Genomic DNA, 20,677 nt, shown 5'->3' on the forward strand with positions numbered 1-20,677 from the left:
GCGGCCTTTTAACACGTAGCTGCTAAATGCACATCAAACCCCGGGCCTCGGGGCCTGAGACTTAAAGGAGAGCCGCATGTGGGACTTCGTTGTAGTAGGAGCCACGTCCGCCGGAGTGGCTCTGGCGCGGGACCTCGGAGGCGACGGTGAGCGGTCAGTCCTCTTGCTGGACTGCCGGGACGCGCAGGGTGGCGCGGCCCCGGCCGTTCGTCCCCACGTCCTGGAGTTCGACGGGTGGGTCGCTGCAGGTGCCGTGGAGTGGGCTCCCGAGGCAGTGTTGCCGCACTTCAAACAGTGTGAAGCCGACCGGGAGTTCGGTTCCCTGCGCTATCACGGAAGCAGCGGTCCCCTGAGACTGTGGCGCTCTCCGGAGGAGCGGTGGACGGCCCTGGACCGGGGCTTCCGTAGTGCAGCGGTGGAGAAAGGCCATCCGTGGGCTCCGGACCATAACGCCCCGGGCGTCCTCGGTGTCTCACCTCTGGCATGGGGCGGTTTGGATTCAGTGGCCGGCATCGAGACGCTGCAGGTGGAAGCCGTGGATCGGGTGCTCCTGGACGGCTACCAGGCCGTGGGCGTTCGGGTCCTGGCCAACAGTGCATGGCAGGACGTGGAGGCCAAGGAAGTCTTTCTCTGCGCCGGGGGAGTGGCGACGCCCGGTATCCTCCAGCGCAGCGGTATCGGCCCCGCCGACTATCTCGACTCAGTGGGCATCAGGCCCGTCCTCGACTTGCCGGTGGGACAGGGGCTGCAGGTGCACCCGCAGTTGCGCATGGTGGCTGCCACTGAAGGCACAGCTGTATCCGGCGGACCTGAGGAAAATTCCCCCGGAGGGATGCTGGCTCGTTGGAACACGGGATTGGAAGGCACGGCAAGCGGCGACTTGATGGCGTGGACGGTTAACGGAACAGGAATGGCAAACGGCCAAGGCGGTCTCACAGGCGCCCTGGCACAGGTTTTCTCCCGCGGCACCGTCCAGGTAGCCGGTCCCGATCCCGTCGCCGCACCCTGGGTGGACGCAGGCATGCTCTCCGATTCCCTGGACGGCTACCGTTTCCGGCTCCTGTACCGCCATCTGAGCGACTTGGCGGCCCGGCCGAGCCTGGCAGGCTGTCTCCGGGAGCCCCAGGACGCCGCTGGGGACGCATGGGTCCTGGATCGGCCGTCCGAGGACCTCGACGGCTGGCTCAGGTCGGTGGTGGAGCCCATGGGGGACTACGCCGGCGGCTGTCGCATGGGGAGCGACGGCGACCCTGCCGTCGTCGTGGATGGTTCCGGTCGCGTGCGGGGCGTACGGGGCCTTAGGGTTGCCGACTCCTCCATCTCACCCACGTTGGTGCGGGCAGCGCCGCTCCTGACCGACGTGGCGATCGCACGAAAGGTGGCCCGGATGGTCGCTGAAGGTATTTCCCTGCAAGGGGTAGGCAAGAAGCCTTAACTAGTGCAATACTGCGATAGTCAGCTTTTCACAGAAGGAGCTATCTTGAGTATCGAATTCGCGCCGTCGTTGACGGCCACCGAAATCAGCCCGGAGTCGTTTAAATCCTTCGTGGGAAGCTTCCCCACGGGTGTCACGGTAGTGACGTGGCAGGACCCCCGCACGGGACCTGGCGGAATGACTGTCAACGCCTTCGCCTCAATCTCCATCGATCCGCCCTTGATCATGATCAGCCTTGCGGTTGGTTCCCGGGCGGTGGAACCGGTGCTGAAGCGGGGATCGTTCGGGGTCAACATCCTGGCCGGCAACGGTTCCCGCGCGGCGCTCGCCTTTGCCCGCCGCGATACCGCCCTGTGCTCAGACTTTGGCACCGAGCCCGGCATCCTGGGCAACCCCCTGCTGGTGGACGATGCTGTGGCGTATGCCGATTGCGACGTGGAACAGACCATCCCCGCAGGCGACCATGTCATTGTCATTGGCCGCGTGCGGCAGGCATCCCATACCGGGCAGGTGCCACTGGGTTACTTGCGCCGGACCTTCGCGCCGTGGGCCTGACCGCCCGCCCCCTCCGATGCTCTCTCACATAACAGCCCGTTTTGGGCGACGCTCTATCACTTTCTTCAAGAAATCGAGAGAGGAGCCGGCTCATCGGGACGGAAGGTGAGAGAGCGTTTTTGGCAACCGTCCTGCTTTTTGTTGCCAAACCGCACTACGATGGAGCGGTGACTGAAGCGACGAACACCGGAACCTCCACTGCCCCTGCCAAGCGCGGACGCGGAGAGAAGTCCTCACCCACCATCTACGACATCGCCAAGCTGGCGGGCGTCAATCCTTCCACTGTTTCGCGCGCCCTCAGCAAGCCGGGCAGGGTCAGCGCCAAGACGCAGAAGATCATCGAAGATGCGGCTGCTGAACTGAACTACCAGGTCAACCCCTTTGCCCGGGCGCTCCCCACGGGGCGGACGCAGACCATCGGACTAATCGTCGCGGACATCACCAACCCCACGTTCTTTGACATCATCCGCGGAGCGGAAACCACCGGCGCTGCACGCGACTACACGCTGGTCCTCGCAGAGTCCTCGGAGTCGCCGGAAACCGAAGTCACTGCCGCCCGGCGCTTGCTGAGCACAGTGGATGGCCTCATCCTCGCCAGTCCGCGCATGGACGACGACAACATCCGGTCCTTGGCCGGGGACAAACCTGTGGTGGTCATCAACCGCGAGATAGAGGGCGTCCCCTGCGTGGTTCCTGACGTCAACAAGGGCATCGGGGAGGCTGTCAGGAGCCTGGCTGCCAACGGTCACGAGCACATCGCCTACGTCGCGGGGCCGCAGCAATCATGGATGACTGCCCGGCGCTGGGAGGGTGTCAAAGCCGCCTGCGAGTGGTCCAAGTTGAGCGCCGTTCGCTTGGAATCGTCCAAACCGACCGTCGACGGCGGCAGGAAAGTAGCGCGCGACGTCCTGGACAGCAGTGCGACGGCGGTCATCACCTACAACGACCTCCTGGCCATTGGCCTCATGCAGGAACTCCAAGCCGGTGGGATGCAGGTTCCGGACCAGATCAGCATCGTGGGATTCGATGACATCTTTGGCGCGGACTTCACCACGCCGGCGCTGACCACCGTGCGGTCCCCGCTGCGCGAGTGCGGCACCCGCGCTGTGACCATCCTGCTTGACGTGCTGCATGGCCACGACGCGCCGGCCGGCCCGGTGAGCGTCGAGACGGAACTCGTGGTGCGGGGTTCCAGCGGCAGGTTGCTTAGCTAACTCTTTTCCGCGATGCAGGGCCCCTGCAGACCTCAGGCAATGCTCGGTGCAATCGAGTGGCAATTTTTGGCAACCGGTTGACAAAACCTCATCGGGAAACCGAAGATTGACCTATGTCACAGTCCCTTGCAGCCCATCCTGACCGGCTCCTGCCCGCTGATCCCGGGACCCGCAGCATTGCGCGGTCCTTGCTGGAGCGCGTCCAGGACCTGCCCATCATTTCTCCCCATGGCCACGTTGACGCCGCTGTCATCGAGCAGAACACTCCGTTCCCGGATCCCGCTGCATTGCTGGTGAGCCCGGACCATTACGTCACCCGCCTGATCCACGCCGACGGGGTGCCCATGGATCAGCTTCATGCCAGCGACTCCCAGGACTCGCGCGGAGTCTGGCGCAGGTTCGTTGAAGCCTGGCCCCTTTTTGAGGGAACGGCCTCCGGTTACTGGCTCCGGACCCAGTTCGAACAGGTTTTCAAGCTTGGTGCCGACCTCTCCGGGATGTCCGCCGATGCAAGCTATGACGCTATTTCGGCCAAGCTCACCGAACCGGACTTCCGTCCGCGGCAGCTTTTCAAGGACTTCAACATCGAGGTCCTTGCCACCACGGACGATCCCCTGGATGACCTGGCCAGCCACAAGGCGCTGACCGCCGACGCCAGCTTCAACGGCCGCGTCCTGCCGACGTTCCGCCCGGACGCGTATTTGAACGTTGCCCACCCTGCCTGGGCCGCCAACGTTGAGCGCCTGATCGAAACCGCCGGAGACGGCGGCACTGGCTACGCCGGCTACATCGCCGCTTTGGAAAACCGCCGTCGCTATTTTGTGGACCACGGTGCCGTGTCCGCGGACCATGGCGTGCGGACGCCGGCAACCCTGAAGCTGGATCAAGCCGACGCGGAAGCGCTCTTCGAGAAGGCACGCGCCGGCAAGGCCACAGCCGCGGACCGCGATGCGTTCGAGGCCCACATGATGTACCAGATGGCACGGATGTCCGTGGAAGACGGATTGGTCATGACCATCCACCCGGGTTCCTACCGCAACCACCATCAGCCGACGTTCGAGGCCTTCGGCGCGGACACCGGCCACGACATCCCGTTCGCCATCAATTACACCGAAGGGATCCGGCCCCTGCTGCAGGATTTCGGCACGGCCAAGGACTTCCACCTGGTGTTGTTCACTTTGGATGAGACTGTCTTCTCCCGGGAACTCGCGCCGCTGGCGGGCTTTTACCCCTCGGTCTACCTTGGTGCCCCGTGGTGGTTCCTGGACGCGCCGGATGCCATGCTGCGCTTCCGCTCCGCCGTCACCGAGACAGCAGGCTTCTCGCGTTCGTCCGGTTTTATCGACGACACCCGCGCTTTCTGCTCCATCCCCGCCCGGCATGACGCCTCACGCAGGATCGAAGCTTCCTTCCTTGCCCGCCTGGTGGCCGAACACAGGGTTTCCGAAGACCGTGCCCACGAGCTCATCCTCGACATCGTCGACGGCTCCCCACGCCGGGTGTTCAAACTATGAGCACTCCACGCGCGCGGCTGAGCCGCACCACCCCGGCGGCGCCAGTACGCATCGTGCACTTGGGCCTCGGCGCTTTCCACCGCTCCCACCAAGCCTGGTACACCCAGCACGCCGGCGATGCAGGGGAGTGGGGCATCGCTTCGTTCACCGGACGCAGGCCCGACGCGGCAACTGTCCTGGCCGCCCAGGATGGCCTGTTCACCGTCGTGGAACGCTCCGACGCCGGGGACTCCTTTGAAGTGGTGGGCAGCATCGTCGAAGCCGTCGACGGTGCTGATGTGGCCCGCTTCCTTGACCTCCTCGCCGCTCCTTCCACCGCCGTGGTGACTTTGACCATCACCGAGGCGGCGTACGGATTGGGCGCCGCGGACTTGCCCGTCCTGCTGTCCGGAGGTGAACCCACGACGCCGGTCGGCCGCTTGGTCGCGGGCCTCGCCGCCCGTAAGGACCACGACGCCGGGCCGCTCGCCGTCGTCAGTTGCGACAACCTCTCGGACAACGGAAACGTAGCCCGGAACGGGGTGCTTTCCCTGGCCCGCGAGGTTGATGCCGGGCTGGCCGAATGGATCGGCGCGAACGTCAGCTTCGTCAGCACCTCCGTTGACCGCATCACACCCCGGACCACTCCCGAAGACGTGGCCTTGGTGGCCGAGTCCTGCGGCTACCTCGATGACGCGCCCGTGGTCACGGAGCCTTTCCATAACTGGGTTTTGTCCGGGGACTTCCCGGCAGGTAGGCCGCGTTGGGAAGATGCCGGAGCGGTGTTCGTGGAAGACATTGAACCGTATGAGAACCGCAAGCTGTGGCTCCTCAACGGCGCCCACTCGATCCTCGCCTACGCCGGGCAACTCCGGGGCCACGCCACCGTGGCCGAGGCATTGGAAGACACAGCGTGCCGGCAGGCCGTCGAAGAGTTCTGGGACGAGGCGGCCCGTCATCTGCCCGGAGAAGAATTGCAGGTGCCGGAGTACCGGACCGCGTTGCTGGAACGCTTCGGCAACTCGCGGATCGCCCACCACCTTGCCCAGATTGGTGTGGATGGCAGCACCAAACTCCGCATGCGTGCGGTGCCGGTGCTCCGGGCCGAGCGCGGCGATGGCCGCACGGGTGCTGCGGCGGCGCGGATGATCGCTGCGTGGTCGGCGTATGTGGCCGCGCATCCCGGCGGGCAGGACCCGCAATCGGAAGCGATCGCCCAGGCGGACCTGCTGTCCGGCGCTGCGCGGACCCAGGCACTGCTTGCCCTTTTGGATGACGAGTTGGCCCGTGACGGCGACGTTGTGCAGCTTGTGCACGGGCTTAGCGGACCTTTGCTGGATGGTGCTCCAACTGCTGCGGCCGCAGCCGGCGCAGGTGGAGTCCGGTCCGGCACCGCGGCCTAGCAGCAGGTCTTCCGGGCCGGTCCCGCGCCGTTCGCGGGTTTGGCCACGCCGAAGAATTTGCCCGGGCGGGCGGGGGTATTCCCTGCCCGCCCGGGCTTTCTTGTGCGTCGGCCCTCAGGAAAACAGCTCAAGGAAATTTGCGGCAACCGATTGCCAAACTCTTGCCAACGTGACTAGAATTACAACAGCTGCACAATCCGGGTTCGCCACTCCAGTCGCCAAAGCACTGCTCAGAGTACGTCCGGTCCGCAATGACGCGAAGGGTAAAGGAGCCCGCATTGAAAAAGCTCAGCAAGCTCAGCATCCTCGGCTATGGCGCCGGCGATGCCGCGAATAATCTGGCCTTCACCACGGCCACCATGTTCCTCCTCGTCTACTACACGGACGTCGCCGGCATATCTGCTGCCGCTGCGGGCACTTTGCTCCTGGTCGTGAGGATCTTCGACGCCTTCGCTGACGTGTTTGCCGGCCGGCTCGTGGATCGCACCTACAGCAAGCGCTTCGGCAAATTCCGGCCGTTCATCATGTTCGGTTCCATTCCCTTGCTTCTCCTGAGCGTGGCCACCTTCTCGGTGCCGCAGCTTGGGGAAACCGGAACTCTGCTCTACGCCTACGTCACGTATGCGGCGCTGGGCCTGGCATACTCCTTGGTGAACATCCCCTACGGGTCTCTGGCCGGGGCGATGACCCAAGACCCGGGCGACCGTGCCAAGCTTGGCTCAGCCCGCATGGTGGGTGCGCTGCTGGTAGGTTCCGCTCTGGGTATCTTCGTGGCACCGTTGATCAAGCCCGGGGCCGACCTGCAAGGAACCTTCACCACCATCACGTTGATCTTCGTGGTGATAGGCGCAGCCCTCTACTTCTTCACGTTCGCCACCGCCAAAGAGCGGGTCCACCGGACGGTCCCCAAGGTTTCCTTCAAGCAGAGCATGGACACGCTGAAGACCAACCGTCCACTGTTGATGCTCTGCCTGAGCTCGTTCCTGTTCCTCACGGGATACATGGCGCTCTCCTCGGTCCAGCTGTACTACCTCCGCGATGTTCTCGGCCGGCTGGACCTGTATGCCGTGATGTCCATCGTTCAACTGGTGATGACGTTCGTCCTCGCAGCGTTCATGCCCAAGCTGGTGCACAGGTTCGGCAAGAAGGCGGTATACGTCGCAGCAGGTGCGCTCAGCGCAGTAGGCGGTGCCATGATCTTCTTCACCCCGGCAGCCCTGACCTGGATCGGTTTTTCCGGCCTGCTGGTCAGCATGCTCGGCGTGATGGCGGTGAGCATCGTGGTGTGGGCGCTTGAGGCTGACACTGTTGAATACGGTGAGTGGAAGACCGGTGTCCGTACCGAAGGCATCACTTACGCGCTGTTCTCCTTCACCCGCAAGACCGGGCAGGCTGTTGGTGGCGCCCTCGCTGCCTACGCCCTCGCCATGGGCGGTTACAAGTCCGGCGCCACCCAAAGCCCGGAGGCCCTGCAGGGAATCCAGTTCGCCGCCGGTGCGCTGCCTGCCATCATGGTGATCCTCGCCATCGCCGTTATGGCCAAGTACAAGCTGACCGACGCCATGCATGCCCAAATCGTCAACGAGATCAAAGCGCGGCGGGCCGTCCAGGAGGGTCGCCGTCCGCAGGAGGGCGGCGCTGAAGAAGCCCACGACGACGGCGGTCCGGTGCCCGGGCGCGGCGCGGACGGGGCCATTGGCAGCGTGGAAGCCCCCGCGCCGGAATCCGTGCAAGCATCCCGCGGCAAAGGCTCGCTCAGCCAGGGGTCGCGTTAGTCGGGATCCGCGTCAGCTGGTAGCCGCGTCAACTGGTGCCCTGCCCCGACTCCACTCTCCATCCCGCGCGACTTGGCAACCGATTGCCAAAAGCGCGCAATCATCCTAGACTCGTTTCAACTTCGCCGAGGGGTGAGATCCCGGCACTTACACCCCTGCTTTCCGCCGAGAGCTAACCCTTCGTTCGCCACCAGCACTGTCCCGAAAGGAAAAGCTGTGAAAATCATTGCTGCTGATGTCTTTGTGACCAGCCCGTCCCGTAACTTCGTCACCCTGCGGATCACCACCGAGGACGGTGTGACCGGTATCGGTGATGCCACGCTGAACGGCCGGGAACTCGCCGTCGCCGCGTACTTGAAGGAGCACGTGGCCCAGTTGCTGATCGGGAAGGACCCGCACCGGATCGAGGACACCTGGCAGTTCCTGTACCGGTCCTCGTACTGGCGCCGCGGCCCCGTGACCATGGCCGCGATTGCCGCCGTCGATATGGCGTTGTGGGATATCAAGGGCAAGATGGCCGGCATGCCGGTCTACCAGCTCCTGGGCGGCGCCTCGCGCAACGGGCTCCGCGCCTACGGCCACGCCTCCGGTTCGGACATCCCTTCGCTGTTCGACTCCGTGCGCGAGCACCTGGAACTTGGGTACAAGTCCATCCGTATCCAGACCGCCGTCCCGGGGATCAAGGCCGTGTACGGTGTTGCCGCGCAGGCCCAGGCCTCGGGGGAGCGCTACGATTACGAACCTGCAGGCCGGGGCAACTTCCCGCTGGAGGAGGACTGGGACACCCGCGCCTACCTGCGCCACCTGCCCACCGTCTTCGAAGCCGTGCGGAACGAGTTCGGCCCCGAAATCCCGTTGCTGCACGATGGCCACCACCGCATGACCCCGATTCAGGCCGCCAAGCTCGGCAAGGCCCTGGAACCGTATGACCTGTTCTGGCTCGAGGACTGCACCCCGGCCGAGAACCAGGAGGGCCTGCGCTTGGTCCGCCAGCACACCACCACCCCGCTGGCCATCGGTGAAATCTTCAACACCGTGTGGGACTACCAGACCCTGATCAAGGAACAGCTGATCGACTACGTCCGTGCCGCGTCCACCCACTTCGGTGGCATCAGCCCGTTGAAGAAGGTCATGGACTTCGCCGCGCAGTACCAGATCAAGTCCGGCTTCCACGGGCCCACGGACATCTCCCCGGTGGGCTTCGCCGCGCAGCTGCATGTGGGCCTGGCCATCCACAACTACGGCATCCAGGAATACATGCAGCACTCGGACAAGACCAACGAGGTCTTCCAACAGTCCATGACCTTCAAGGACGGCTACCTGCACCCGGGCGACAACCCCGGCATCGGCGTCGAATTCAACGAAGAAGCCGCCGCGGCCTACCCGTACCAGCAGGCCTACCTGCCCTACAACCGCCTCGTGGACGGCACCGTTCATGACTGGTAAACCGATTCACGTGGTGGTCATGGGCGTCGCCGGGTGCGGCAAGAGCACCGTCGGTGCGGCCTTGGCCGAACGGCTCGGCGCCGAGTTCCTGGACGGCGACTCCCTCCACCCGCAGGCGAACATCGACAAGATGGCCGCCGGCACACCCCTGAACGACGCCGACCGGGCACCCTGGCTGGCCGAAATCGGCAGGCGATTCTCGACGTCGGACGCGGCCCTGGTGATCGCGTGCAGTGCGCTCAAGCGCGCCTACCGCGACATCATCCGCGAAGGCGACCCGACCGTGGCATTCGTGCACCTGCACGGCACACGCGAACTCCTCAATGAACGCATGAACAACCGCCCCGGCCACTTCATGCCAACCTCCCTCCTGGACTCACAACTGGCTACCCTTGAACATCTCCAATCCGACGAAGACGGAGTAATGGTGGACATCGAAAATCCCGTGGACCAGATCGTGGACCGCGCCGCGGAGTTTCTGCTCGGAGCCCAGGGCGGCAATATCCAGGACGCCGCGGCCCGGTTCCCAGTGGACCTGAAAGCCGCCCCCTTCAACCTGGATGACGCCGCTGTCCAGTGGGTGGAATCCACCATCGGCACAATGTCGCTGGAGGAAAAGATCGGGCAGCTCTTCATCAACCACAACAACGACTACTCCCCGGAGTACCTCGACGAGGTGCTGGAGAAATACCATGTGGGCGGCATGCGGTACAGGCCAGGCCCCTCCGGTGCGGTGCAGAAGCACATCAGGTACGCACAGTCGAAGACCCGGATTCCGCTGCTGGTCGCCTCCAACCCGGAGATGGGCGGCGCTGGAAGTTGCGACGACGGCACTTTCGTTTCAACGCACCTGCAGGCTGGTTCGCACCCTGACAAAGGGATCGCGCGGCAGATGGGCCGGGTTGCCGGCGTCGAAACCGCCGCCCTTGGCTGCAACTGGGCGTTCGCGCCGATCGTGGACATCCACTACAACTGGCGGAACACTGTCATCTCCACCCGTGCCTTCGGCAATACTCCGGAGATGGTGGTGGAGCGTGCCAAGGAGTACTTCGACGGCATCAGCGAATCACCCACCGTCTGCGCGATGAAGCATTTCCCCGGCGACGGCATCGACGAGCGAGACCAGCACGTGGTCACCTCATACAACACGCTGGGCTACGAGGAATGGAGCCGGACGTACGGTCACGTGTACCGCGAAATGATCGGGCACGGCGTGCAGTCGATCATGGTGGGACACATCGGAGCCCCGGAGGTGTCGCGACACTTCCGGCCCGGAATGACTGATTCCGAAATCCGTCCCGCCACCCTTGCCCCTGAGCTGCTGCAGGACCTGCTCCGCGGTGAACTGGGCTTCAACGGCCTGGTGCTCACCGACGCCTCGCTGATGGTTGGCCTGACCCAGGCCATGAAGCGCCGGGACCTGGTACCTGCGACGATCGCTGCCGGTTGCGACATGTTCCTCTTCTTCCGTAACCCGGAGGAGGACTTCCAATTCATGCTGGACGGCTACAAGTCCGGCGTCATCACCGAGGAGCGATTGCAGGATGCGCTCCGGAGGATTCTCGGCATCAAGGCGAGCCTTGGGCTGCACACGGCTTCCCGTGAATCCCTGGTTCCGTCGGCGGATGCGCTGTCGGTCATCGGAAGTGAAGCCCATAAGGCTGCGGCCGCCGAGATCGCGGACAAGACCGTCACCCTGGTCAAAGACACCGCGAACAACCTCCCGATCAGGCCCGAAACCCACAAACGTATCCGGCTCTACGGGATCTCCGGAGGTGCGGACTTCACCCGTGCTGACCCGCTCGCCTACCTGGACACCGTGAAGGAGGAACTCGAAGCTGCGGGCTTCTCGGTTGACGTGTTCAAAACGGCTGAGCAGCGTTCAGCCGCGGGGGAGACCGGGATGAACTTCATGCGGGTCCTCTCAGAGGAAGCCACGGCGGATTACTCTGAACGCTACGACGCTGCCTTCGTCTTTGCCAACGTCAAGGGGTTCGCGCAGGAAGCGGCCATCCGCATCAAGTGGTCATCACCCATGGCAGCCGAAATCCCCTGGTACGCCACGGAAGTTCCCACTGTGTTCGTCTCGCTGAACCAGCCCAACCACCTGATCGACGTGCCCATGGTGAAAACCGCCATTCACGCCCACGCAGGAACCAGGGAGGCCATCCGCGCGACGATCCACAAGATCCAAGGCAACTCGGAGTTCCAAGGGACGTTCAACGACAACGTGTTCTGTGACTCCTTCGACACCCGGCTCTGATTTCCCGCTCGCAGCACTTCGATTTCCTGCTCCCGGCCTTACGTAGAATAGAAGCCATGACTTCCTCGCCTGAGACCTCAGTTGCCCGCGCCCGCCTTCTTGAACTCATCAAAGAACTGGCGGTGGTCCGCGGAAAGGTGATCCTCTCCAGCGGCAAGGAAGCTGACTACTACATCGACCTGCGCCGGATCACCCTCCACCATGAGGCATCCAAACTGGTGGGTCAGGTCATGTTGGCAATGATCGACGACGCCGGGATCCCGGTTGAGTGCGCCGGCGGCCTCACCATGGGCGCCGACCCCGTCGGTACCGCTGTGATGCACGCAGCCGCCGACGCCGGGCGCGCTGTTGACGCCTTCGTGGTCCGCAAGGCCCAGAAGTCCTATGGCATGGGCCGCCAGGTGGAAGGTCCGTCCGTTGAAGGCCGCACTGTTGTGGTCCTCGAGGACACTTCCACCACGGGCGGATCCGCACTGACCGCCGTCGAGGGTGTCCGCAAGGCCGGCGGCAACGTGGTTGCCGTTGCCGTGATCGTCGACCGCGACACCGGCGCGAAAGAGAAGATCGAAGCCGAAACGGGTGTCCCGTACCTCTTCGCTTTCGGCAAGGATGAGCTGGGACTCGACTAAGCGTCCGGGCGCGTCAAAAAACGTTGCCGCCCGCTGCCCTGAGGTACTACAGTAGTACCTCAGGGCAGCGGGAAGGACTCTTTGTGGAGGTCAAAAACAGCGTCACGAGCCGGGAGTTTAATCACTCGTCCAGCGAGATCCTCCGGCAGGTACGCGAAGGCAACGTCATACCTGTAACTTATGGCCGGCGCGGGGACGTCGTGGCGTACGTAGTTCCGGCGTCTGTCCTGAGAAATCACGACGAAGTTGAAGCCGTCCACCGAGCTGTCACGGCTCAGCGCCGGTCGGCGAGGGACGTCGTTATGGCATCCACGGTGACCTTTGACTCCGAGGCTACCCTTCATGCAATGCGCGAAGGAGAGCGCTACTGATGCCGATCGTCAGCGCGGGATGCTATTTGGACACATCTTCACTGATCCGGCTCCTTACGCCTCAGCATCCCTCCCGTCAATCGCTCTTGGATTACCTTGACCAAGCGGACCTCTGGAACCAGCTATGCACCAGCAAACTCACGCAGTTGGAGGCGGCACGTGTAGCCGTGAGGGACGGCAACCATAACCTCGGCGCGCAGGTCGATCTCTTCTTGAAGCAGATAACAGTGATGCCTATCTCCAGTGCCATTCTGGACCGGGCCATGGAAATTCCGTTCCACGTCAAATCCCTTGACGCTATACATGTGGCTTCTGCCGCGGCTGCGACCGTCGTCATGACGTCGGATAAGAACATGACTGACGTCCTGAACAGGCTTCAGCAACACCCGGATTGGTCGTCGGCATACTCGTTCAAAGAAATCTTCGGTTAAGGGCAGAAGCAGGCAAAATCATCGGGTCGGGAGGGACGAGGGCAATCCTCCGAGGGCGCATCCTAAGGGCATCGGCGGTGCGGTTTCCACAGGGCTGTAAGGGAGTGCGTTCGAAGCCTATGCTGGCTGCGTGGGCGTTCAGGTAGGGAAGCTTCCGGTACCGCCGGAAGTGGAAGAAGACCTCCCGCGGCCCGCCAAGCCTGAGCCGGGCCGTGGGCCCGGGGCAGGGACGGAGCCAGCGGAGGATCCGGGTTCGTGGGCCCGGATCCTGCCTTACGCTGCCCGACTGAAGAAGTCGTCCCGCCGTAACTTCCTGGTGGCTGCGGGCGCGTCGGCGGCCCTGGCGGGCGACATGCTTTTCACCCGCCACGTGCAGGCTGAGCGGCGCGCACCAAAAATCCTCCGCATCCCGGATCAGTTCTCCGATTTGTACTTCCCTAAAGCCAGCTGGATCCTCTTTCCGGGCTACAAAACCAGCTGGGAAGAAGCGCAGTGGATCCTTAATTCGTTGCGTCCGGCGCTCCACCAGCGGGGCCGCCTGGCTGCCGTGGGATATTCCAACCTGGGGCTGGACGTTGACGAGGTGGTCCGCGAGGTAATCCTCTACGTCCGTGAGCTGGGCCTCGAGAAGCTCTATTTTTACGGACACAGCTTCGGCGGAATGCTCGCGACGCAAGTGGCTGCCCGCCTCCTGGAGTTGCATGGCGGTGAGACGGAACTCATCGTCCTCGATTCAAGCCCGTTCAACCGTGCCGACGTGTTGGATAAGAGCTGGTTCGACGGTGTGGTGTTCCTCTACGAGAACGGTTTCAGGATTCCCTCGGTACTTCGCGGCGGCTACGAGCTGGGGGAGCGGGTGGTTCACAAAGATGAGCGTTCCTGGCGGCAGATCCTCGACCAAACGGCCGAGCAGCTTTCTCCGATCGCGCCGTCCAGCGTTCTGATCCAGACCGAATCTGCCTACATTTACCACTTTGATGGCTTGCGCTTCGTCGGGAAGCTGGGTCCGGCCAAGATGGCGTACATGGGCAACTCGGCCGACGGGACGGTCAACTACCTCACTGCACGGGCCGGGTGGAGCAAAGTATTTGCGCAGAACATGAAGCTTCCGATCCTGAGCACCGCAGGCGCCCGGCCGGCCCACGCCAGCCCCCAATGGAATCCCGACGTCTACCGGCCGCTGATTGAGCACATTCAGAACCAGCTCGATCCGTTACCGCCGGCACCCGAAGAACCGTCCTACCGGACGCCGGACGGGCGCATCATCCGGCCGGCTTGAGGTGACCGGCGTCGGCTGAGCTGGGCTGGTTGGGGCTGTTCCGGTTGGGCTGGGTCCGGTTGATCTGAAGGGAGCCGTGCCTCAGGAACCGTCGCGAAGCCTCTCAACCTCGACGGCGGTCAGGCCGGCCTCATTGAGGAAGGCGCGGGCATCACCGAATTCCCTGGCGAATCCCATCAGGAAATGCCGGATGGCCGCTTCCGGGCTTTGCAGGATCATGAGGTCCGGACTGAAGTACTGGGCCGGGGTGGACGGAACGTGCAAGCGCCAGGTGTCCGCCATGACTTTCAAGACGTCGGGGAGGTTTGCTGTTGTGGCGGTGTAATCGTTCACGACGGCCTCATCCGACGCGCCTGCAGCCATGAGCGCCACTGCCGAGACCACCCCGGTCCGATCCTTGCCCAGGGAGCAATGAACCAGTGTGCGCCGGCCCTGTGCCACAGGCCGGAGGGCGTCGGCCACCCACTGCGGGCGGACCCGGAGCCAACCCAGGTAGAGCTCACCCAGATCCTCGGGTGTTTCCACTGCCTGCAAGGACCCTGCCACCGCATTAGGGTCCAACGGGTTATGAATGACTTCGACGCGGGACGGCGCCCCTGTTCCGGCGCGGGACGGCGTCCCTGCAGGGGGAACACTGCCGTCCGCGCCCGAATCCACCAGCCAAGGCACAATGCTGCGCTCGAGGTCGCTGCGGAGGTCCATGATGGCTTGGATCCCGTGCTGCTCCAGGAAGTTCGAAGTGCCGGCAGCATCGAGGCCGAAGGGCTGGCTCCCCCTGAGTATCCGGCCTCCAGCCAAGGGACGCAGATTGAGCACAGCCATGGTGATCTCCTAGATCTGACTCTTGAGATCGGCCACCGAGTTCAGGATTTGGTTGGGCCTGAACGGGAAGGACACGATTTCCTCGCGCTGGGTGATGCCGCTCAGCACCAGGACCGTATGCAGGCCTGCTTCCATGCCGGCAACAATGTCCGTGTCCATGCGATCGCCGATCATTGCAGTGGTCTCTGAATGGGCATCGATCTGGTTCATGGCGGATCGGAACATCATGGGATTCGGTTTTCCTACGATGTACGGTTCACGACCCGTCGCCTTGGTAATCATGGCAGCTATTGCCCCGGTCGCGGGAAGGGGGCCGTCCTTGGAGGGACCCGTGGCATCCGGGTTGGTGGCGATGAAGCGGGCACCGGCCAGGATGTGGCGGACGGCCATGGTGATGGCTTCGAAGGAGTAGGTGCGGGTTTCGCCGAGCACCACGAAATCGGGATCGGTATCCGTAAGGATGAAGCCGGCCTCGTGCAGGGCGGTTGTGAGGCCTGCTTCGCCAATGGTGTAGGCGCGGTTTCCGGAGTCCGAGGAATGAACTTGGTCTTTCAGGAACTGGGCGGTGGCAAGGGCGGACGTCCAGATGTTTTCTTCCGGGATCTCAAGGCCCGAGGCACGCAGCCGCGCCGCGAGGTCACGGGGAGTGAAGATGGAGTTGTTGGTCAGCACGAGGAAGCGCTTGGAGGTATCAACCCAGCGCTGGATAAGTTCGGCAGCACCGGGAATGGGTTGGTTTTCATGGACCAGGACGCCGTCCATGTCCGTCAGCCAGCACTCAATTTCCTTGCCGCTGCGGTACACCGATTTGGTTGTGGTGGGCACGGTTTCATCTGCCATATTCGCCTCCGGCTGGGGTTGGTCATTCACTGCATCCCAGTCTTCCATTTTTGGGGCGGCCAGACACCTTTGAATCTTTCTATGTGGGTAGAAGTACCCATCTGTGAAAGCCGTTTTGACTTGCGCGCAACACCTTGGACCTACCTACTGTTGGGAGGGCTCAGGCAATCCGGGGCCGGTCCCAGCGCTTGAAAGGCCTTGCATGAGCAACAACGGAACACCCCAGCCGCCGTACAACCCGGAGGGCGTTCCCCAGCCCCCGTACAACCCCGACGGCGTTCCCCAGCCGCCGCACGCGGCCAACGCTGCCCAGCACGGCCAGCCGGCCCAACCCAACTACACCGCGCAGCCCGGATATCCAGCACCCGGCGCCCCGTTCGACGGCAACCAATTCGGAGGCAACCAACCCGAACGCAACCAACCCGAACGCAACCCCAACAAGAAGCCGCTGTTGTTCATCCTCGGTGGCCTCGCCGTCGTCGTCATTATTGCCCTGGTGGTGGTCTTCACGTGGCTGGTCCCCTCGATGACCAAGCCCGTAGCCGCCGGGGATCCGACGTCGACGGTTGAGCCGTCCCCGGCCGAATCGGCGCCCGCAAGCGACCAGCCGGCCAGCGACGAGGCTGCAGCAGAGGAACCATCGGAGGACTCGGACGCCTCGGGCATGCCCGATGGCGCCATTGCCCTCCCTTCGGTGTGGGAAAGCTTCGATGGCCCGTCCAACGTCCCCGCGGACGGCGACCCGCAGTTCAGCAAGTGGGTCACGGGGGAGTCGTCTTTCCAGTACTTGGCTGAGTGGACGCACGATGAGTCGTTCGGCATCACGAAGGACCCCACCACGGGGGCTGAGATCCAGAAGAGGGCGCAAGGCACAACGGAAACGGACGGCGATGGAATTGCGCTCGCCTACGCGTTCTTCGCCGAGTCCGAAGAGGGCAAATACGGCAAGGACCCGGCAAAGGTAAAGGCCGCCATTGAGGAGATCGAAGCCAGGTTCAAGGGCATGACCGCAACGGAGCTGCCGCAGAACCTGGTTGGCCATAAGTGCGCCTCGGACTTCACAACCAGCATGCCGGAGATCCGGGAATTCCGCCGTGGCGCTGCTGTAGTCATTGGGTTCACGTGCACCAACGCCCGCGGTGAAGAGATCCAGGCCGTCAACCTCTTTTCGGTCACGCCCTGGGGAACGCCGCAGATGCTCGGAGTCAGCGGACACAAGGAGTACTGGGACGCCCACCCGGGACTGATACAGCAGCTGGCCAATTCTTACCGCATCAACAAGTGGAAGCTCGGTTAGGAGCGCCGAAGGGCGAAGCTAAAGTTGAGGGGTGACTGACCTTCCCCCCGAAGCAACCGAGCCCACCCCTGCAAGCGCCGCCACCGACGGTGAGGCGGAGGCGAAACCGGAGGTCGGCGTCGGGCCTTGGGAAGGTGAGTGGCCCGAAGGCGACCATTGGGACCCGGACCTCCTGCGGGACGGCGACCGGCGCAACGTGGTGGACCAGTACAGGTACTGGAAGCACGAAGCGATCGTCGCGGACCTGGATTCCAAGCGCCACTCCTTCCACATCGCCATTGAGAACTGGCAGCACGACCTCAACATCGGAACCGTCGTCCGTACGGCCAATGCCTTCCTCGCCAAGGAGGTCCACATCATTGGTCGACGGCGGTGGAACCGTCGCGGTGCCATGGTCACCGACCGCTACCAGCACGTCCGGCACCACCCCACGGTGGAGGACTTTGTGGAGTGGGCCAAGGGGGAGGGGCTGGCGATCATTGGGATCGATATCTTCCCGGATTCGGTGCCGCTGGAGACCTACGACCTCCCGAAGAATTGCGTCCTCGTGTTTGGCCAGGAGGGGCCGGGCCTGACCCCCGAGGTGCACGATGCCGCAGTCGCAACCCTTTCCATTGAGCAGTTCGGCTCGACGCGTTCCATGAACGCAGCATCCGCAGCCGCGATCGCCATGCACGCGTGGGTCCGGCGCCACGTGTTCAGCCAGCCCGTCTAGCCCTCCCCGAGATGACATTTGATGACAATGCAGGGCGGGCGGATTGTCATTAAGTGCCATCTCGACGCGGGGTGAGCAGTGCGAACTGTGGATAACCCGATCGAGGCACAGCTTGGGTAGCCAGAATGGGGCATGCGCAGAAAAGAACTACCGGAACATCTCACAACTGGTTCATTCTCTGTGCGCGCTTCGGACAAGGCGGGCGTACCGCGGTCGCGGACCCATGCCAAGGATTTGGTGCTTGTTTCGCGCGGCATACGCGTGCCCGCCGCGTCCGGTGCCGCCGGAACTGCCGCCCTGCGCGCTTATACGGATCTGGATGACACCTCAGTGCTGGCTTCGCTGAGTGCGGCGAGGATCTGGGATATGCCTTTGCCTGCCAACGTCAGTGGTGATTGGCGCATCCACCTCGCACGACGCAGGGGATTCAGTTTTCCGCGGAGGACCAACGTAGTCGGTCACCTCCTCACGCTTCTTCCCGAGGAGGCGGTCGAGTACGACGGCGTCAGACTCACCTCGCCTGCGCGGACATGGCTGGACTTGGCCGCCGTCCTGAACGTGGAAGACCTCGTTGCCGCCGGCGACCACCTGGTGTGCTCCCACGGTCCCGACTTCCCTGTTCCTAAAGCCGCCATATGCTCTACTGATGAACTGGAGCAGATCGTGCGCCGCCACCCGGGCATGCGGGGAGTGCGAACGGCCCGGGCAGCTTTGGAACTCATCCGTGTGGGGGCTGATTCTGCTCCGGAAACCCTCATGCGGCTGGCACTGGTCGACGCGAAGCTTCCCGAGCCAGAGTTGAACCTTGTGGTGCGCAATCACCTTGGGCAAGCTGTGCTGTGGCCTGACGGAGCGTACCGGGAGTATAAGATTTCCCTTCAATACGACGGGCGGCACCATGGCGGCCCTGAGCACCATCTGAGGGACATCGAACGCCAGGAAAAATCGCTGGCCCATGGCTGGCTGGAGGTCCGGATTTCCAAACGCGACCTTGAAGGCGACAGGCCCGCCGTCGTTCACAAGGTGCGTCGCGCGCTCCTGAGCCGAGGCTGGGCACCGAGATGACATTTAATGGCAATCCCAATGGTCGGGATTGCCATTAAATGCCATCTCGCGCCATCGAAGCGGAAGTGTTACCAGCCCAAGTGACCCGAAACACGGCGCCCGGGCGGTTGTCGCTAGGATGGTGCTAGCCGTAAGCGGTCTACTCCAGGGTTACCCGCCCACAGACGAATTCAGCATAGGAGTCACCATGCCCATTGCAACCCCAGAGATTTACTCCGAGATGATCGATCGCGCAAAGGCCGGCGGCTTCGCCTTCCCTGCGGTCAACGTGACGTCGTCGCAGACTCTGAACGCTGCGATCCGCGGTTTCGCCGAGGCCGAATCGGACGGCATCATCCAGGTTTCCACCGGTGGCGCAGCCTACTGGTCCGGCGCTTCGGTGAAGGACATGGTGGCCGGTTCGCTGGGCTTCGCAGCGTTCGCCCGTGAAGTTGCCAAGAACTACAACGTCAACATCGCCCTGCACACGGACCACTGCCCGCAGGACAAGCTCGAAGGTTTCGTCCTGCCGCTGCTGGCCGCTTCCGAGGAAGCAGTGAAGGCCGGCAAGGACCCGATCTTCAACTCGCACATGTGGGACGGCTCCCACGAGACCCTCACGGACAACCTGCGCATCGGCCGGGAGCTGCTGCAGCGCGCTGCTGCCGCGAAGATCATCCTCGAGGTTGAAATCGGCACGGTCGGCGGTGAAGAAGACGGTGTGGAGAACGAGATCAACGAGAAGCTTTACACCACCACCGAGGACGCCCTGGCCACCATCGAAGCCCTGGGTGCGGGCGAGAACGGCCGCTACCTGACCGCCTTGACCTTCGGCAATGTCCACGGCGTGTACAAGCCGGGGAACGTCAAGCTCCGCCCGGAACTGCTCAAGCAGATCCAGTCCGAGGTCGGCGCCAAGATCGGCAAGGAAAACCCGTTCGACCTGGTCTTCCACGGCGGTTCCGGTTCCACCGAGCAGGAAATCGCGGACGCTGTTTCCTTCGGCGTGATCAAGATGAACATCGACACCGATACCCAGTACGCGTTCACCCGCCCTGTGGCCGGCCACATGTTCTCCAACTATGACGGCGTCCTCAAGGTCGACGGCGGGCTGGGCAACAAGAAGACCTACGACCCCCGCGTCTGGGGTGCTTCGGCCGAAGCCGGCATGGCAGCACGCATCGTCGAGGCCGCGCAGCAGCTCGGATCGGCCGGCAAGACGTTCTAATGTCCGACGAATTCCGCAAGAACCTGATGGGGCCGGAGCCTACCCTCCTGCCCGCCGAAACCGACGTGTACCAGCACCTCGCCCTCGGCAAGGAAGCGTTGGACCTGGTTGCCCGGAATCCGACGTCCTCCCTGTTGTGGGCCATCCTCGCCGAGGAAGCATGGGATGAAGGCCGGACCATCGAGTCCTACGCGTTCGCCCGTGTCGGTTACCACCGCGGGCTGGATGCCCTGCGCCGCAACGGTTGGCGTGGAGTAGGCCCTATCCCGTGGGAGCACGAGCCCAACCAGGGTTTCCTGCGCGCACTGTACGCGCTGGGCCGGGCGGCTGCCGCAATTGGCGAGGCTGACGAGCCGGAGCGGATCGAGAAGTTCCTGAACGACTCGGACCCGAACGCGAAAGCGGCTTTGGAAGCCCGCTAAGGCGCGTCAACAAAG

General features: G+C 63.5%; 18 protein-coding genes. 16 read left to right on the forward strand and 2 right to left on the reverse strand.

Annotation, left to right across the window (positions count from 1 at the left end; all coding sequences use genetic code 11):
• The first annotated feature begins 76 nt into the window (after positions 1 to 76).
• From AUR_RS13020 to AUR_RS13070, 11 genes are all read left to right on the forward strand, one after another.
• On the forward strand, positions 77 to 1,435 hold the full coding sequence (locus tag AUR_RS13020; RefSeq protein WP_062094981.1) for a GMC family oxidoreductase: 1,359 nt from the start codon (positions 77 to 79) through the stop codon (positions 1,433 to 1,435).
• 45 nt (positions 1,436 to 1,480) lie between these two features.
• A complete protein-coding gene (locus tag AUR_RS13025) occupies positions 1,481 to 1,990 on the forward strand; it encodes a flavin reductase family protein (protein ID WP_062094984.1) in 510 nt (169 codons plus the stop codon).
• Positions 1,991 to 2,157: 167 nt separating this feature from the next.
• Entirely contained in the window at positions 2,158 to 3,204 is a 1,047-nt protein-coding gene (locus AUR_RS13030) for a LacI family DNA-binding transcriptional regulator (RefSeq protein ID WP_031216309.1), read from the forward strand.
• 113 nt (positions 3,205 to 3,317) lie between these two features.
• A complete protein-coding gene (gene uxaC / locus AUR_RS13035) occupies positions 3,318 to 4,718 on the forward strand; it encodes a glucuronate isomerase (RefSeq protein ID WP_128397173.1) in 1,401 nt (466 codons plus the stop codon).
• Entirely contained in the window at positions 4,715 to 6,100 is a 1,386-nt protein-coding gene (locus AUR_RS13040; protein WP_062094990.1) for a mannitol dehydrogenase family protein, read from the forward strand. The genes uxaC and AUR_RS13040 overlap by 4 nt, the downstream gene beginning before the upstream one ends.
• Positions 6,101 to 6,378: 278 nt before the next feature.
• Entirely contained in the window at positions 6,379 to 7,875 is a 1,497-nt protein-coding gene (gene uidB, locus AUR_RS13045; protein WP_082694486.1) for a glucuronide transporter, read from the forward strand.
• Between the two features lie 216 nt (positions 7,876 to 8,091).
• Positions 8,092 to 9,321 (forward strand): D-mannonate dehydratase ManD, encoded by a 1,230-nt coding sequence (gene manD / locus AUR_RS13050; RefSeq protein ID WP_062094992.1) that lies wholly within the window; start codon positions 8,092 to 8,094, stop codon positions 9,319 to 9,321.
• Positions 9,311 to 11,584 (forward strand): gluconokinase, GntK/IdnK-type, encoded by a 2,274-nt coding sequence (locus tag AUR_RS13055; RefSeq protein ID WP_062094994.1) that lies wholly within the window; start codon positions 9,311 to 9,313, stop codon positions 11,582 to 11,584. The genes manD and AUR_RS13055 overlap by 11 nt, the downstream gene beginning before the upstream one ends.
• Positions 11,585 to 11,640: 56 nt before the next feature.
• Complete coding sequence (gene pyrE, locus AUR_RS13060) at positions 11,641 to 12,213, forward strand: orotate phosphoribosyltransferase (protein WP_062094996.1); 573 nt, start codon at positions 11,641 to 11,643, stop codon at positions 12,211 to 12,213.
• A 370-nt stretch (positions 12,214 to 12,583) separates the two neighbouring features.
• On the forward strand, positions 12,584 to 13,015 hold the full coding sequence (locus tag AUR_RS13065; protein WP_062094998.1) for a type II toxin-antitoxin system VapC family toxin: 432 nt from the start codon (positions 12,584 to 12,586) through the stop codon (positions 13,013 to 13,015).
• A 130-nt stretch (positions 13,016 to 13,145) separates the two neighbouring features.
• Positions 13,146 to 14,294 carry an alpha/beta hydrolase family protein gene (locus tag AUR_RS13070; RefSeq protein ID WP_128397174.1) on the forward strand — a complete coding sequence of 383 codons (1,149 nt, stop codon included), beginning with the start codon at positions 13,146 to 13,148 and terminating at the stop codon, positions 14,292 to 14,294.
• An 81-nt stretch (positions 14,295 to 14,375) separates the two neighbouring features.
• Here AUR_RS13070 and AUR_RS13075 read toward each other — a convergent pair whose 3' ends face one another.
• Entirely contained in the window at positions 14,376 to 15,116 is a 741-nt protein-coding gene (locus tag AUR_RS13075) for a tyrosine-protein phosphatase (protein ID WP_021471727.1), read from the reverse strand.
• A 9-nt stretch (positions 15,117 to 15,125) separates the two neighbouring features.
• Positions 15,126 to 15,956: an HAD-IIA family hydrolase gene (locus AUR_RS13080; protein ID WP_031216301.1), complete on the reverse strand. Its 831-nt coding sequence runs from the start codon at positions 15,954 to 15,956 to the stop codon at positions 15,126 to 15,128.
• A gap of 202 nt (positions 15,957 to 16,158) precedes the next feature.
• Between AUR_RS13080 and AUR_RS13085 the strand changes: the two genes are divergently transcribed.
• The 5 genes from AUR_RS13085 to AUR_RS13105 all read left to right on the forward strand — a co-directional run bounded on the left by AUR_RS13085 (position 16,159) and on the right by AUR_RS13105 (position 20,662).
• A complete protein-coding gene (locus AUR_RS13085; RefSeq protein WP_062095002.1) occupies positions 16,159 to 17,253 on the forward strand; it encodes a hypothetical protein in 1,095 nt (364 codons plus the stop codon).
• 31 nt (positions 17,254 to 17,284) lie between these two features.
• Positions 17,285 to 17,968: a TrmH family RNA methyltransferase gene (locus AUR_RS13090; protein ID WP_062095005.1), complete on the forward strand. Its 684-nt coding sequence runs from the start codon at positions 17,285 to 17,287 to the stop codon at positions 17,966 to 17,968.
• Positions 17,969 to 18,205: 237 nt separating this feature from the next.
• Positions 18,206 to 19,033, forward strand: a complete 828-nt coding sequence (locus AUR_RS13095) for a hypothetical protein (RefSeq protein WP_241650921.1) — start codon at positions 18,206 to 18,208, stop codon at positions 19,031 to 19,033.
• 187 nt (positions 19,034 to 19,220) lie between these two features.
• Positions 19,221 to 20,240: a class II fructose-bisphosphate aldolase gene (gene fbaA / locus AUR_RS13100; RefSeq protein WP_021471722.1), complete on the forward strand. Its 1,020-nt coding sequence runs from the start codon at positions 19,221 to 19,223 to the stop codon at positions 20,238 to 20,240.
• Positions 20,240 to 20,662: a DUF3151 domain-containing protein gene (locus tag AUR_RS13105; RefSeq protein ID WP_021471721.1), complete on the forward strand. Its 423-nt coding sequence runs from the start codon at positions 20,240 to 20,242 to the stop codon at positions 20,660 to 20,662. Before fbaA ends, AUR_RS13105 begins: the two co-directional genes overlap by 1 nt.
• Positions 20,663 to 20,677: the final 15 nt, after the last annotated feature.

It is taken from the genome of Paenarthrobacter ureafaciens (assembly GCF_004028095.1).
GTDB classification, from domain to species: domain Bacteria; phylum Actinomycetota; class Actinomycetes; order Actinomycetales; family Micrococcaceae; genus Arthrobacter; species Arthrobacter ureafaciens.